Genomic DNA, 14,738 nt, shown 5'->3' with positions numbered 1-14,738 from the left:
CGGGCCTTTCTCGGGCGAAGGATCAGCGCGCGAGCGCGGCCTTCATGATCTCGGCGTGCTCGTTCGCGTGGACCTTCGGCGAGCCGGTCGCCGTCGATGCGGCGGCAGCGCGTGAGATGACGCGGATCGGGCGACCGAGCTTGTCGTCGACCTCGAGGGCGATGAACGGCCACGCCCCCTGGTTCTCGGGCTCGTCCTGGACCCAGACCAGCTCGGCGTTCGGGTAGCTGGCGAGAACGCGGGTGAGCTCCTCGATCGGCGCCGGGTAGTACTGCTCCAGGCGCACCAGGGCGATCTCGGGGTTCGGGTTCTTGTCGAGCTCGGCCCGCAGGTCCCAGTGGATCTTGCCCGCGTGCAGGAGAACGCGGGTGACGCCGCCGGCGTCGATACCGCGGTCATCGCCCAGCACCGGCTCGAACCGCCCCTCGAGGAAGTCCTCGACGGGGCTCGTCGCACCGCGCAGACGCAGCATGGCCTTCGGCGTGAAGACGATGAGCGGCCGGCGCGGGCGCTGGTAGGCCTGACGGCGCAGCAGGTGGAAGTAGGACGCGGGCGTCGAGGGACGCGCGACGATCATGTTGTCCTGCGCGCACATCTGCAGGTAGCGCTCGATGCGCGCCGACGAGTGGTCGGGACCCTGGCCTTCGTAGCCGTGGGGGAGAAGCAGCACGACGCTCGACTGCTGCGCCCACTTCTGGTCGGCGGAGGAGATGAACTCGTCGATGACCGACTGGGCACCGTTGGCGAAGTCGCCGAACTGCGCTTCCCAGAGCACGAGGGCGTCGGAGCGCTCGACCGAGTAGCCGTACTCGAACGCCATCGCGGCGTACTCGCTCAGCAGCGAGTCGTAGACCCAGAAGCGGCCCTGGTTCTCGCTGAGGTTGGCCAGCGGCAGCCACTCCTGGCCGTTCTTGCGGTCGTGCAGCACCGAGTGACGCTGGACGAACGTGCCGCGGCGCGAGTCCTGACCGGCGAGACGCACGGGCGTGCCCTCCATGAGCACCGACCCGAAGGCGAGGAGCTCGCCGAACGCCCAGTCGATGCCGCCGTTGCGGCTCATGTCGAAGCGCTTCTCGAGCAGCTGCTGGAGCTTGTTGTGCACGGTGAAGCCGTCGGGCTTGTTCACGAAGGCGTCGCCGATGTGATGCACGACCTCGCGCGACACCCCGGTCGTCTCGGGGGCGCCGGTGGGAACCTCGTCGGCCGCCTCGGTCGAGACGACGGGGTTCGTGCCGGTCTCGGCCTCGTGCGTGTCGGCGAAGGCGACCTCGAGCCGGTTCTGGAAGTCCTGCTTCGCCTGCTCGTACTCGTCTTCGGTGATGTCGCCGCGGCCGACGAGGGCCTCGGTGTACAGGCGTCGGACGGAGCGCTTCGCCTCGATGAGGTTCGTCATGAGCGGCTGCGTCATCGAGGGGTCGTCGCCCTCGTTGTGACCGCGGCGGCGGTAGCAGACGAGGTCGATCACGACGTCGCGGTGGAACTCCTCGCGGTACATGAACGCGAGCTCCGCGGCGCGGACGACGGCCTCGGGGTCGTCGCCGTTCACGTGCAGGACGGGCGCCTGGATCGTCTTGGCGACGTCGGTGGCGTACACCGAGGTGCGGGCATCGGTGGGGGTGGTGGTGAAGCCGACTTGGTTGTTCACCACGACGTGGATCGTGCCGCCCGTGCGGTAGCCGCGCAGCTGCGACATCTGCAGCGTCTCGACGACGACGCCCTGACCCGCGAACGCGGCGTCGCCGTGCACGAGGATGGGCAGCCACGAGAAGCTGCCGATGGGCTTGCGGTCCTGCTTGGCGCGCACGATGCCCTCGAGCACACCGTCGACGGTCTCGAGGTGCGAGGGGTTGGCGGCGAGGTAGACGGGCAGCTCTTCGCCGTTGTCGCCGACGAACGTTCCCTCGGTGCCGAGGTGGTATTTCACATCGCCCGAGCCGCGCTTGCTGCCGATCGCGACAGCGCCCTCGAACTCGCGGAACACCTGGCCGTAGGTCTTGCCGCCGATGTTGGTCAGCACGTTCAGACGGCCGCGGTGGGCCATGCCGATCGCGGCGCCGTCGAGGCCCTTGGATGCGGCTCCCTGCAGGATCTGGTCGAGCAGGGGGATGAGCGACTCGCCGCCCTCGAGGCTGAAGCGCTTCTGGCCGACGTACTTCGTCTGCAGGAACGTCTCGAACGCCTCGGCCTGGTTCAGCTTCGACAGGATCCGCAGCTGCTCGTCATGGCCGGGCTTGATGTACTTGACCTCGACGTTGCTCTGGAACCAGGTGCGCTGGACCGGGTCCTGGATGTGCATGTACTCGACGCCGATGGTGCGGCAGTAGGAGTCGCGCAGCACGCCGAGGATGTCGCGCAGCTTGGCCACGCGCCGGTCGCCGAGACCGCCGGTGACGAACTCGCGGTCGAGGTCCCAGAACGTCAGCCCGTGCGACTCGATCTCGAGGTCGGGGTGCGTGCGCTGCACGTACTCGAGGGGATCGATGTCGGCCATGAGGTGGCCGCGGACGCGGTAAGAGTTGATGAGCTCCTGGACGCGGGCGCTCTTGTCGATGCGCTCCGAGATGTCGACGTTGATGTCGGCGGCCCAGTGGATCGGCGCGTACGGGATGCGCAGCGCCGCGAAGATGTCGTCGTAGAAGCCGCGCTGCCCGATGAGCAGCTCGTGCACCTTCTTGAGGAATTCACCCGAGCCGGCACCCTGGATGACGCGGTGGTCGTACGTGCTGGTCAGGGTGATCGTCTTGCCGATCGCCAGCTCGTTGAGCGTCTTCGCGCTGGCACCCTGGAACTCGGCGGGGTAGTCGAGAGCGCCCGCACCGATGATCGCGCCCTGACCGCGCATGAGGCGGGGGACGGAGTGGACCGTGCCGATGCCGCCGGGGTTGGTCAGCGAGATCGTCGTGCCCTGGAAATCGGCCGGCGTCAGCTTGTTGTTGCGGGCGCGGCGCACGAGGTCTTCGTACGAGGCGAGGAACTCGCCGAACGTCAGCGTGTCGGCGCGCTTGATGCTCGGCACCAGCAGTGCGCGCGAGCCGTCGGGCTTGGGCATGTCGATCGCGATGCCCAGGTTGATGTGCGCGGGCGCCACGACCGAGGGCTTGCCGTCGACCTCGGCGTAGTAGACGTTCTGGCTCGGGAACTCTTTGAGCGCCTGGATCAGCGCCCACCCGATGAGGTGCGTGAAGCTCACCTTGCCGCCGCGCGTGCGCGACATGTGGTTGTTGATGACGATGCGGTTGTCGATCATCAGCTTCGCGGGGATGGTGCGCACGCTCGTCGCGGTGGGGACCGTGAGCGAGTCGTCCATGTTGGATGCCAGAGCCTTCGGCATCCCCTTCAGGACCGTCACGCGGTCTTCCTCGGTGCTCTCCGAGCCGGCCGAGGGCGCTGCGGCGGGCGCCTGCGCGGGGATCGGCTGGGGAGCTGCGGGCTTGGTCGTGGTGCGGGCCACGGGGGCCTGACCGACGACGGGAATCGGAGCCGTCACGGGCTTCGGCTCGGCCGCCGGAGCGGACGGGGGACTGCCGGCCGCGGCGGATTCGTCGACGACCGGGTGGTACGCCTCCAGAATCGGCCACCAGGCCTTGTCCACGGAGTGCTTGTCGACTTTGAACTGTTCGTAGAGTTCGTCTACGAGCCACTCGTTCGCGCCGAACTCGCCCTCGTTCGAAGTACCGACGCCCGTCACCTGGCTCGACACAGTCGATCGCCTGCTTTCCTCGATGAAGATTCCTGTGGAATGCACGCGACTGTCGCCGTCACGCACTCGTTCAAGCCTAGCCGAGGTTTCTGGACGGCTTCCGGGTCTTTACATTCCCCGGATGTGGTGAGGTGGATGCCATGGAGTTCTCCGGCGCTCAGCCCGATGTCGATCTGACCTACTCGGACGTCTTCCTCGTCCCGCGTCACTCCGAGGTGCGCAGTCGTCTCGACGTCGATCTCGCCCCGAGTGACGGCAGCGGTGCGACGCTGCCGCTGGTCTCGGCCAACATGAACTCGGTCACCGGCACCCGCCTGGCAGCGACCCTGGCGCGCCGCGGCGGTCTCGGCGTCCTGCCCCAGGACCTGGCGCTCCCCGATCTGGTCGACGCGGTGGGATGGGTCAAGTCCCAGCCCGTGGCGTGGGACGCCCCTCTCGTCCTCCCGCCCTCGGCGACGGTCGCCGACGCCCGTCTCGTCCTGCCGCCGGTGCCCGGTCGTGGGATCGTCGTCGCCGACGCGCGCGAAGACGGCATCATTGGCCTCACCGACTCCCGCGGGATCGTACCGGCCCCGCGCCTGGCGACCGCGCTCCCGGATGCCACCCTCGGCGACATCGCCCGGACCGACGCTCCGCTGGTCGAGGTGACGCAGGTCGGCGACCCCCGCGAGGTGTTCGCGCTCGTGGGCGAGGCCGACATCGTCGCGGTGGTGGACGGCGACCGGATCGTCGGCACCCTCTCGGCGCGGAGCGCCCTGCGCGACTCCGTGTACCGTCCGGCCGTCGACGCCGAGGGGCGCCTGATCGTGGCCGCCGCCGTCGGCGTCAACGGCGATGTCGCGGCGAAGGCTCGCGCCCTCGCCGCCGCGGGCGTGGACGTGTTGGTCGTCGACACCGCGCACGGGCACCAGGCGCAGATGCTCCGCGCGCTGCGCGAGGTCGCGGCGCTGGATCTCGGCATCCCGATCGCCGCGGGCAACGTCGTCACCGCCGAGGGCGTGCGCGACCTCACCGACGCCGGTGCCTCGATCCTGAAGGTCGGGGTCGGACCCGGCGCGATGTGCACGACCCGCATGATGACCGCGGTCGGACGTCCGCAGTTCTCGGCCGTCCTTGAGACGGCCGAGGCCGCGCGCAGCGTCGGCGCGCACGTCTGGGCCGACGGCGGGGTGCGCTACCCCCGCGACGTCGCCCTCGCGCTCGCGGCGGGCGCGGCATCCGTCATGATCGGCTCGTGGTTCGCGGGCACGATCGAATCTCCCGGGCGGTTGCGCACCGACGAGGACGGACGGGTCTACAAGGAGTCGTGGGGCATGGCCTCCACGAAGGCCGTGCAGGGCCGCTTCGGACGCCTCGATCCCTTCGAACGGGCGCGGAAGGAACTGTTCGCCGAGGGCATCTCGTCGTCGCGCATCTACCTCGACCCGCAGCGGCCCGGTCTCGAGGACCTGCTCGACATGATCACCTCGGGCGTGCGCTCCTCGTTCACGTACGCCGGAGCGGCGACGGTGGCCGAGTTCCACGAGCGCGCGCGGGTGGGACTGCAGTCGGCCGCGGGCTACGAAGAGGGCAAGGCGCTCCCCGTCAGCTGGTGATCGCGCTCGCCGCGACGTCGGCCTCGAGCGTGATCCACGCGCCGAGCTGCACCGACAGGTCGAGGTCGTCGCCCTCCGGGTGCGCGAAGCGCCGCGGGTCGGCGGGGAACAGGCCGCCGCGACGCCTCTCCCACAGGGCGTCGGCGTTCACGCGCACGAGCCGGTGCGCGCGGCGGGACACCGCGAGGTGCTCCTCGTTCGTCCGGTCGTCGGCGAATCGGATCGTCGCCTCCGCGAGATAGCGGGCCAGGATGCCGGCGAAGAGCCCGCCGTCGCCACCCCCGGCCGAGGGGAGGAGGCCGCCGTCGGCGGCGCACCAGTGCTCCACGGCGACGACGAGTCCGGCTGCCCGGTCGAGGTGCGCGTCGCGCGAGTCGGCGTCGGGCGCCGTCTCGGCGAGCGCGAGGGCCGAGCCGATCGCGACGCCCTGGTTGTACGTCCACAGCTCGGAGCGGACGACGTCGTGCTCGATGCCGTCGCGGACGAGCCCCGTGCGCGGATCGTCGAGCGTCGCCGCGACCCAGGCGTCGAGATCGACGGCTGCCCCGCGCCTCGCTGTCCACGCCAGGGCGATCGCGGCGGGGGAGTTGGCGGGCGCGTTGTAGAGGCTGCTGCCCACCGCCCACGGGAGTGCACCGACGGCGGGGTCGATCGCCTCGTCGAGCCGTCGGACGAGACGCTCCAGGTGCCGGTCGCCGACGTCGTAGCGCTGGAGCGCCAGCGTCATCCAGGCGACGTCGTCGTAGAACGGGGTGGTCCAGCGACCGAGCGTGCGCAGGGTGACGCCGCGGTGCAGCTCGCGCAGGAGTCGAGCGCGCCGCGCATCGGGGCGGTGCTCCTGCGCGTCGACGAACGCGTGCACCAGGTGCGCGTGCCACCAGTAGTGCCAGGTCCGGGCCCCCACCACCCCCGGTGCGGCGGCGTGCGCCCATGCGACAGGGCCGTGGCGGTGGACGAAGCGGCGGACGACGGCCGCCTCGGCGGACATGGCACGCGCCTGCACCGGGGCTGTGGCATCCATCCCCTCATCTTGCACGGGGGACGGATCGTGACGAACCGGGCACGAGGGGCGCGGTGCTGCCCTAGAATCGTCGGCACGATGGACGACCCTCCCAGTTGTAGACCCAGGCCCCGACGACCCTCCTCCGAGACCGATCCCCGATCGAGCGGAGGTGATGACTGATGGATTACGTCATGCTGGGCGTGGGGCTGCTTCTCACGGTGGGAACCGGACTCTTCGTCGCGAGTGAGTTCGCGCTGGTCAACCTCGACCGCGCCGATCTCGAGGCCCGACGAGACGCCGGCGAGTCCCGCCTGTCGCTCACGATCGATGCGCTGCGCATCACCTCGACGCACCTCTCGAGCGCGCAGTTGGGGATCACCCTGACCACGCTCCTCACCGGTTACACGATGGAACCGGCGATCTCGAACCTCCTGCGGCCGGTCTTCGACTCGTGGGGACTTCCCGAGGCGGTGACCGTCTCCGTGGCGGCGGTGATCGGCGTGGGATTCGCGACCGTGCTGTCGATGATCCTCGGCGAGCTGGTACCGAAGAACTTCGCGCTCGCCATCCCGCGGCAGACGGCGAAGCTGGTCATCCCGTTTCAGGTCGCCTTCACCGCGGTGTTCAAGCCCGCGATCGTGGTGCTCAACGGCAGCGCCAACGGGGTGCTCCGCGCGATGGGCGTCGAGCCGAAGGAGGAGCTGTCCGGAGCCCGGTCGGCCGAGGAGCTGTCGAGCCTCGTCAAGCGGTCGGCGAGCGCCGGCATGCTCGAGAAGGACACCGCGTCGCTGCTGGATCGCAGCCTCACGTTCGCCCGCCTCAGCGCGGCCGACGTCATGACGCCGCGCCCGAGCGTGCACGCGCTCGCCGCCGGCGACCCCACCGACGACGTCGTGCAACTGGCCCGTCGGACCGGACACAGCCGCTTCCCCGTGTACGGCGAGTCGATGGACGACATCGTCGGCGTCGTGCACCTCAAAGCCGCGATCGGGGTGCCCCGCGAGAAGCGCGCAGAGGTTCCGGTGGCCGCCCTGGCCACCGAGCCGCTGCGCGTTCCCGAGACCGTGCACCTCGACGCCCTCGTGTCGGAGCTGCGCTCGCGCGGCTACCAGATGGCCATCGTCGTCGACGAGTACGGCGGGACCGCCGGCATCGTGACACTCGAGGACCTCGTGGAAGAGATCGTGGGCGAGGTGCTCGACGAGCACGACCGTTCGCGCGCCGGCGTGGTGCGCACGGCCGTCTCGCTGACCTTCCCCGGCGATCTGCGTCCCGATGAGGCGCTGGACCGCGCGGGGGTGCGGGTACCGGAGGGGGACGCGTACGACACCGTGGGCGGCTTCATCATGGCGACGCTGGAGAGGATCCCCGCGGTGGGCGACACCGTCGAGATCGAGGAGGGCGTGCTGACCGTGAACCGCATGGACGGCCGCCGCGTCGATCGCGTCCAGTACACCGCGAACCCGGTCGAGGAGAACATCGGCGACCTCGTGCGCGCGGCGAAGGGGGGTGACCAGCGATGAGCGATTGGGCCGGAATCGCCTGGTTGGTCGTGCTCCTGGTCGCCAACGCCTTCTTCGTCGGCGCGGAGTTCGCCGTCATCTCGGCGCGGCGCTCGCAGGTCGAGCCGCTCGCGGACCGGGGCTCGCGCGCGGCCAAGACCGCGCTGTACGCGATGGAGCACGCGACGCTCATGCTGGCCACGTGCCAGCTCGGCATCACGATCTGCTCGCTGCTGATCCTGAACGTCTCGGAGCCGGCGATCCACCATCTGCTCGAAGGCCCGCTGGGTCTCACGGGCCTGCCCGAGGCGGCGGTCGGCGTGATCGGCTTCGTCGTCGCCCTGCTGCTGGTGTCCTACCTGCACGTGGTGTTCGGCGAGATGGTTCCGAAGAACCTGGCGTTCTCGCTGCCCGACCGGGCGGTGCTCATGCTCGCCCCGCCGCTGGTCGCGGTGTCGAAGGCGTTCCACCCGATCATCGTCGCCCTGAACTGGACCGCGAACCACGTGCTGCGACTGTTCCGTGTCGAGCCCAAGGACGAGGCGGCATCCACCTTCACCCTCGATGAGGTCGCCACGATCGTGAACCAGTCGCGTCGCGAGGGCGTCCTCGACGATTCCTCCGGCACGGTCACGGCCGTGGTGGAGTTCACCGAGAAGAAGGCCGCCGACATCGCCGTGCCGATGGCCGCACTCGTCACCCTTCCGGAGCGGACCACGCCGGGCGAGATCGAACGAGCGGTGGCCCAGCACGGTTACTCGCGGTACGTGATCGTCGACGAGGCCGGGCACCCCACGGGCTACGTCCACCTCAAGGACGTGCTCCGCGCGGCGGACGGGTCGGATGCTGACATGGCGCGCCCCATCCCGGCCAAGCGCATCCACCACATGGTGTCGGTGCTCGAGACGACCGACCTCGAGGACGCCCTCGCGCTCATGCGCCGGTCCGGTCGCCACCTCGCGCAGGTGCGCGACGAGGCGGGCGACGTCCGCGCGGTGCTCTTCCTCGAGGACGTCATCGAAGAGCTGGTCGGCGAGGTGCAGGACGCCACCGCGCGGCGGCGCTTCGTCTGAGCCCAGAACACCGGATGCCACGGGGCCTGAGCCGCGTGGCATCCGGTGTTCTCCCATCGGGCGGCAGCCCCGCCCGCGCGTCTCAGTAGGCGCGGACGTACTGAGCGGGAGCGGGCACCGGGTCGCCGAGGGTGGCCGCGGCGCGCAGCGCGTAGTGCGGGTCGCGGAGCCATTCGCGGGCGGAGAGGATCGCGTCGGCGCGGCCGTCCGAGAGGATCTGCTCGCCGAACGTCGGGTCGTCGATCATGCCGACGGCGGCGACGAGCAGTCCGGTCTCGCGGCGGACGGTCGCCGCATAGTCGACCTGGTACCCGGGGCCGGGCACGATGTGCTGCTCGGGCACGAGACCCCCGCTGGAGACGTCGATGAGATCGGCCCCCGCCTCGGCGACGAGTCGGGAAGCGGCGACGGTGTCGTCCACGTCCCACCCGCCCTCGGCGGCGTCGGTCGCCGAGAAGCGCACGAAGACGGCGGCCCGGGGTGCGGCGGCGCGGACGGCCTCGGTCACCCGCACGACGAGGCGGACGCGGTTCTCGAACGACCCGCCGTAGGCGTCGTCGCGGTGGTTCGTCAGCGGCGAGAGGAACTGGTGCAGCAGGTACCCGTGCGCGGCATGGACCTCGATGACCTCGAACCCGGCCGCGACGGCGCGGCGGGCGGCATCCGCGAAATCGGCGACGACCTTCTCGATGCCCGCCGCGTCCAGCGCGACCGGCGCGGCGAACGAGTCGTACGCCAGCGCCGAGGGGGCGACGGTCGTCCACCCGCCGTCGGCGGGCGAGACGCTGCCGCGGCCGCCCGTGAGGGGCGACGTGGTCGAGGCCTTGCGCCCCGCGTGGCCGAGCTGCACGCCCGCCACGGAGCCGCGCGCGCGGATCGCCGCGACGAGGGGAGCCCAGGCCTCGGCTTGCGCGTCGTTCCAGAGCCCGACGTCGTCGGGGGAGATGCGTCCCTCGGGCGAGACCGCGGTCGCCTCGGCGATGACGAGTCCGGCACCGCCGGCCGCGAACTGGGCGAGGTGGACGTGGTGCCAGTCGTTCGGCATCCCCTCGGTCGCGCTGTACTGACACATGGGCGACACCCACAGGCGGTTGCGCGTCTCGATACCGCGGATGGACAGAGGTGTGAAGAGGGTGCTCACGTCGGACCTTTGCGTTCTCAGGTGGCCGTCTAGTCTGGCGATCATGACGGCGAAGGACTGGACGGGGCAGGATGCCGCCCGCGCCCTGCGGAGACCAACGGCGCGAGACGACAAGTATTCCCGCGGGGTGGTGGGGCTGCGCACCGGATCCGCGCGCTACCCCGGTGCGGCGATGCTCGGCGTCGAGGCCGCGTGGCGCACCGGCACGGGCATGGTGCGCTACCTCGGCCCCGAGCGCGCCCAGAACCTCGTGCTGCAGCGTCGCCCCGAGACCGTGACCGCCGACGGGCGCGTGCAGGCCTGGGTGATCGGATCGGGGACGGATGCCGCCGAGCGCGACGCGGCGGAGACGGCGGCGCTGCGCGGCATCCTGAACGGCGACCTGCCCGTCGTGGTGGACGCGGGCGCTCTCGACCTCGTCGTCGGGGCCGCGGCCCCCGTCATCGCGACCCCGCACGCGCGCGAGCTCGACCGACTGCGCGGCGACCTCGGGCTGGCGCGGACGGATGCCGCCGACGACGACGCGCGGGAGGCCGCGGCGCTCGAGACGGCCGCCGCCTTCGGGGGCGTGGTGCTGCTGAAGGGGGCGGTGACGATCGTCGCCACCGCGGACGGGTGGGTCCGCCGGGTCAGCGCCGGGACGCCGTGGCTGGCGACCGCGGGGACCGGGGACGTCCTCGCGGGGGTGCTCGGCGCCGTGACGGCGGGAGCGGTCGCCGCGGATCGCCGCGGCCTCGACGACTTCGCGGCGTGCGCGGCCACGGCCGCGTGGCTGCACGGGACGGCCGGGCGGGCGGCATCCGGGATCCACGGGGGAGAAGGGGGGCCGATCACCGCGCTCGACGTCGCGGAGGCGCTGCCCCGGGTCGTGGCGGGGCTGCTGTCGGACTCGATCGCGTAACGGTTGACCGCCCGGGACCCCGCCAGGACGGGCCTCCGTCCGGGGCGGAGAGGGCCACCCGCTTAGGATGAGGCGGTGTTGAGGCGTGTCGTTCCCCTGTTGATCGCGTTCGTCGCCGTGCACGTCACCGTGGCGATCCTGGGCTACCAGCAGCCCAACGAGCCCATGGGCGACGTGTACCTCGTGTACGAACCCTGGTCGCGCTGCGCCCTGTTCGGGGGGATCGACGTCACCTCCTGCACGCGCTCCGCGACGTGGGAATGGCCGGGCATCACCGAGAAGTGGATCTACCCCCAGCTCGCCTTCTTGCCGATGACCTTCGCCTGGGTGTTCGCGTGGGCGATCACCTACACCCCCGCGTGGGCGCTCACCGTCGCCCTGGCGAACTTCGTCGCCTTCGTCATCCTCGTCGGGAAGGGCCGCTCGCGCGGTCGCGTGCTCGCGGCGTGGTTCTGGCTCGTGGCCATCCTGCTGATCGGACCGGTCGGGCTCTACCGCATCGACGGGATCACGGTGCCGTTCGCGATCCTCGGCAGTATCTGGCTCGTGCGCCGACCGTTCCTGGCATCCGTCCTCCTGTCGATCGCGGTGTGGATGAAGGTCTGGCCGGCCGCGATCCTCGCCGCGGGCCTGATCGTCGTGCGGCGCCGACTCGCCCTGGTGTGGGGCGCCGTCGCCGTGTCGCTGGCCACGGTCATTCCCGTGGTGGCGCTGGGCGGCGCGCCCTTCGTGCTCGGGTTCGTCGGCGATCAGACCTCGCGCGGCATCCAGATGGAGGCACCCGTCGGGGGCCTCTACATGATCCTCGCCTCGTTCTACGTGCCCGGTTCCGAGGTCTACTACGACGGCAGCGTGCTCACCTTCCAGGTGACCGGCCCGGGTGTCGATCCCGTCATCGCGATCATGACCCCGCTCATGCTGCTCGTCATGGCGGGTGTCGCGGTGGTGGGGGCGCGCAAGCTCTGGGCCGGAGCGACGTTCGTCACGCTCTTCCCGCCGCTTTCGCTGGCGCTGGTGACCGCGTTCATCGCGCTGAACAAGGTCGGCTCGCCGCAGTACTACGTGTGGGTGTTCGCCCCCGTCATCCTCGGCCTGATGATCGATCGCCGCCGCTGGTACGGGCTGGCCGCCCTCACCCTCGTGATCGCCGGTCTCACCCAGTGGATGTACCCGATGGTCTACGACGGGCTGATGGCCACCCACCCCGCGCCGTTCCCGGTCTTCCTGCTCGAGGCGCGGAACGTCCTCGCGCTCGTGCTCATGGTCTGGGCGATCGTGCGTGTCGTGCGCGTCCCCGTGGGTCGCGTGGCGCGTCCGACGGACCTGCGCGAGTTCGTGACCGGCCGCAAGGCGCCCGTGCTGGCGGCGACGGCCGACTAACCTCGACACCATGCTCGTCGCCTTCTCCGTCGCCCCGTCCGGAACGGGCAGCCTGTCTGCCGAGAACCCCGACGGGTCGGTGCATGCCGCTGTCGCCGCGGCCGTGGCGGTGGTTCGCGCCTCGGGGCTCCCGCACCGCACGACCTCGATGTTCACCGAAGTCGAGGGCGAGTGGGACGAGGTCTTCGACGTCGTCAGACGCGCCACCGACGCGGTCCTTCCCTACGGATCCCGCGTGTCTCTGGTGCTCAAGGCCGACATCCGCCCCGGGCGCACCGGCGAGATCGACGGCAAGATCGAACGCCTCGAGCGCGCGATCGACGACGCCGCGTCGGACTGAGCCGGCGCTGACCCGGCCGCCGTCCTGCCGCGCCGGGGCGCGTCGCGCAAGCGGCGTGATCCGTGCGCGCGGCCGGATAGGTTGAGACAGGGAGAGCGGGGGATCGGGTGGAACCGGAGATCGGGGAAGCGCTCGGCGCGTCGTACCGTTTCGTCGATCGGATCGGATCCGGTGCCGCGGGCGAGGTCTGGCGTGTGCGCGATGTGCGCGACGAGTCGATGCGCGCCGCCAAGGTGCTCCGGCGCGAGCACGCGCAGGATGCCGAGCTCGTCGAACGCTTCATCCGCGAGCGCACGGTGCTCACGCGCCTGCGGCACCCCCACGTCGTCGCGGTCCGCGACCTCGTGGTCGAGGGCGAGCGCTTGGCGATCGTCATGGACCTCGTCGAGGGAGGAAGCCTCCGCGACGCCCTCGACGAGCGAGGCACCCTGCCGCCCGCGGAGGCCGTCGCCCTGACCGCCGCCGTGCTCGACGCCCTCGCGGCCGCTCACGCGGTCGGCACGGTCCACCGCGACATCAAGCCCGACAACGTCCTGCTCGCGCGCGATGAGGAGGCGGGTGCGCAGGATCCGGGCGCCGCGGTCCGCGTGGTCGACTTCGGCATCGCGCGCGTGCTCGATGAGCGTCGACGTTCCACGACCGCGATCATCGGCACGCCTGAGTACATGTCGCCCGAGCTCGTCACCCTGGGTGAGGCGGGCCCGGCGAGCGACGTCTACGCCACCGGCATCCTGCTCTACGAGCTCCTCTCGGGACGCACCCCGTTCGCCGGCCCGGGAACCGACTTCACGGTCGCGTATCGGCACGTCAGCGCCGAGGCACCGCGACTGGACGTGCCCGACGACGTGTGGCGGGTTCTTCACCGTCTCCTCGGGAAGGCCCCGACCGAGCGCCCCTCGGCCGCCGAGGCCGCAGAGAGCCTCCGCCGCCTGACGGCCTCGGTCGCGACGCTGCCTGCTCTCGCCCCCGTCGCCGCTCCCGAGGGCTTCGCCGAGGCGGAGCGGCCCGCGACGGTGCTTCGGGGCGTCGCCCCGAGCGCCCCGGAACCGGTCGACCTTCCCGCCGACGAACCGGCCCCGGATCTGGGAGCCGCCGGTCAGGCGACGGTCCTTCGGCCGATGCCCCGCCGCGAGGCGCCCGCTCCCGTCGCCGAAGAGCCGGCGGAGAAGACCTCTCCCTGGACGCGGATGCCGCGCGGTCGCGCACTCTGGATCGCCGGTGCCGCGGTGGTCGCGGTCGCCGCCGTCGGCGCGTTCCTCGTCCTGCGTCCCTCGGCCGGCGAGGCTACGCCGGCCACGGCCGGACCCGTCGTGACCGCGAGCCAGCAGGATCGCGCCCTGCCGACAGGCCTGAGCGTGAGCCGCTCGGTCAGCTACGACCCCGAGAAGAAGCTCGCCACGGTCACGATCGAGTACGGCGCGCAGAACGCCCCGCTCACCGGCCCGTTCCTCGAAGTGCTCCCGGGGGCGGCGACCTCCGACGCGTGTCCCGCCGTGACCTGGTCGGACGCCACCGTCACCCGCAACCAGGCCAGCGTCACCGGGATCTCGGTGAACTGCGGATGGAGCGTCGAAGGCGTGACCGTCCCGACACAGGATGCCGTCACGGTCACCGCGCAGGTCTCACTCGCGCTCGACGGCCAGGAAGCCGTCGACGCATGGCTCAAGACCGCCGCGGCGGCCACGACCGAGGCGGTGTCGGATGCCGAGGTGTCGGGGGCCTCTTACCCCGTGCAGCGCCTCCGCGACATCCAGGTCACGACCCCCGCCCGCACGGTCGGCGGAACGGCGCTGCCCGTCACCCTCCTTCCGGTCTGGCCGAGCGGACCCGACCCGGTGAACCCCCTGTACACCAGCCCCTCGGTGGGGGCGCCGAGTGCCATGCTCGATGCCATCGCGGGAGGGACGGCGGGGGTGCGCTTCAGCGACGGGTGCGCCGGGGCACTGACCGTCTCGTCGGACGGGCTCGTCGTGACGGCGCTGTCGGTCGCCCCGGACTGCACGGTGCGCGCGCGAGTGGGGAATTTCACCGACCTGGTGAGTTCGCCGTTCGGCATCACCACGCGGTGAGGGCGCGCAGGGCTGAGGCGGCGCGGGGCTGAGG

General features: G+C 71.3%; 10 protein-coding genes. 7 read left to right on the top strand and 3 right to left on the bottom strand.

From position 1 onward, the window contains the following. Positions 1-22 precede the first annotated feature (22 nt). Entirely contained in the window at positions 23-3,700 is a 3,678-nt protein-coding gene (locus tag NS220_RS12615) for a multifunctional oxoglutarate decarboxylase/oxoglutarate dehydrogenase thiamine pyrophosphate-binding subunit/dihydrolipoyllysine-residue succinyltransferase subunit (protein WP_081323162.1), read from the bottom strand. A gap of 140 nt (positions 3,701-3,840) precedes the next feature. Here NS220_RS12615 and NS220_RS12610 point away from each other — a divergent pair, with 140 nt between their 5' ends. Next, positions 3,841-5,295, top strand: a complete 1,455-nt coding sequence (locus NS220_RS12610) for a GuaB1 family IMP dehydrogenase-related protein (protein ID WP_058624402.1) — start codon at positions 3,841-3,843, stop codon at positions 5,293-5,295. Here NS220_RS12610 and NS220_RS12605 read toward each other — a convergent pair. Then, positions 5,285-6,316 carry a glycoside hydrolase family 76 protein gene (locus NS220_RS12605; RefSeq protein ID WP_058624401.1) on the bottom strand — a complete coding sequence of 344 codons (1,032 nt, stop codon included), beginning with the start codon at positions 6,314-6,316 and terminating at the stop codon, positions 5,285-5,287. The two genes, NS220_RS12610 and NS220_RS12605, sit on opposite strands and share 11 nt — an antisense overlap. A gap of 161 nt (positions 6,317-6,477) precedes the next feature. Between NS220_RS12605 and NS220_RS12600 the strand changes: the two genes are divergently transcribed. Then, positions 6,478-7,821, top strand: a complete 1,344-nt coding sequence (locus NS220_RS12600; protein ID WP_058624400.1) for a hemolysin family protein — start codon at positions 6,478-6,480, stop codon at positions 7,819-7,821. Continuing rightward, positions 7,818-8,873 carry a hemolysin family protein gene (locus tag NS220_RS12595; protein ID WP_058624399.1) on the top strand — a complete coding sequence of 352 codons (1,056 nt, stop codon included), beginning with the start codon at positions 7,818-7,820 and terminating at the stop codon, positions 8,871-8,873. Before NS220_RS12600 ends, NS220_RS12595 begins: the two co-directional genes overlap by 4 nt. A gap of 82 nt (positions 8,874-8,955) precedes the next feature. Here NS220_RS12595 and NS220_RS12590 read toward each other — a convergent pair whose 3' ends face one another. Next, positions 8,956-10,014, bottom strand: coding sequence for an NADH:flavin oxidoreductase/NADH oxidase (locus tag NS220_RS12590; protein ID WP_058624398.1), 1,059 nt, complete (start codon positions 10,012-10,014; stop codon positions 8,956-8,958). A 43-nt stretch (positions 10,015-10,057) separates the two neighbouring features. Between NS220_RS12590 and NS220_RS12585 the strand changes: the two genes are divergently transcribed. The 4 genes from NS220_RS12585 (at position 10,058) to NS220_RS12570 (ending at position 14,704) form a co-directional block, all read left to right on the top strand. Continuing rightward, the gene (locus tag NS220_RS12585; RefSeq protein WP_058624397.1) at positions 10,058-10,915 is read left to right on the top strand and encodes an ADP-dependent NAD(P)H-hydrate dehydratase; all 858 of its coding nucleotides are present in this window, start codon (positions 10,058-10,060) and stop codon (positions 10,913-10,915) included. A gap of 75 nt (positions 10,916-10,990) precedes the next feature. Continuing rightward, positions 10,991-12,295 carry a glycosyltransferase family 87 protein gene (locus tag NS220_RS12580; protein WP_058624396.1) on the top strand — a complete coding sequence of 435 codons (1,305 nt, stop codon included), beginning with the start codon at positions 10,991-10,993 and terminating at the stop codon, positions 12,293-12,295. A 10-nt stretch (positions 12,296-12,305) separates the two neighbouring features. After that, a complete protein-coding gene (locus NS220_RS12575; protein ID WP_058624395.1) occupies positions 12,306-12,635 on the top strand; it encodes a thiamine-binding protein in 330 nt (109 codons plus the stop codon). A gap of 107 nt (positions 12,636-12,742) precedes the next feature. After that, positions 12,743-14,704 (top strand): serine/threonine-protein kinase, encoded by a 1,962-nt coding sequence (locus NS220_RS12570; RefSeq protein ID WP_058624394.1) that lies wholly within the window; start codon positions 12,743-12,745, stop codon positions 14,702-14,704. Positions 14,705-14,738 lie beyond the last annotated feature (34 nt).

It is taken from the genome of Microbacterium testaceum (assembly GCF_001476655.1).
In the GTDB taxonomy this organism is placed as follows: domain Bacteria; phylum Actinomycetota; class Actinomycetes; order Actinomycetales; family Microbacteriaceae; genus Microbacterium; species Microbacterium testaceum_C.
The sequence above is the reverse complement of the archived record's forward strand: the minus strand, read 5'-3'. Positions and strand labels throughout refer to the sequence as shown.

Bases quoted from the DNA above. Each gene is read 5' to 3' on its own strand.
- NS220_RS12575 (WP_058624395.1), top strand. From the start codon at position 12,306: ATGCTCGTCGCCTTCTCCGTCGCCCCGTCCGGAACGGGCAGCCTGTCT.
- NS220_RS12585 (WP_058624397.1), top strand. From the start codon at position 10,058: ATGACGGCGAAGGACTGGACGGGGCAGGATGCCGCCCGCGCCCTGCGG.
- NS220_RS12605 (WP_058624401.1), bottom strand. From the start codon at position 6,316: ATGGATGCCACAGCCCCGGTGCAGGCGCGTGCCATGTCCGCCGAGGCG.
- NS220_RS12610 (WP_058624402.1), top strand. From the start codon at position 3,841: ATGGAGTTCTCCGGCGCTCAGCCCGATGTCGATCTGACCTACTCGGAC.
- NS220_RS12595 (WP_058624399.1), top strand. From the start codon at position 7,818: ATGAGCGATTGGGCCGGAATCGCCTGGTTGGTCGTGCTCCTGGTCGCC.
- NS220_RS12600 (WP_058624400.1), top strand. From the start codon at position 6,478: ATGGATTACGTCATGCTGGGCGTGGGGCTGCTTCTCACGGTGGGAACC.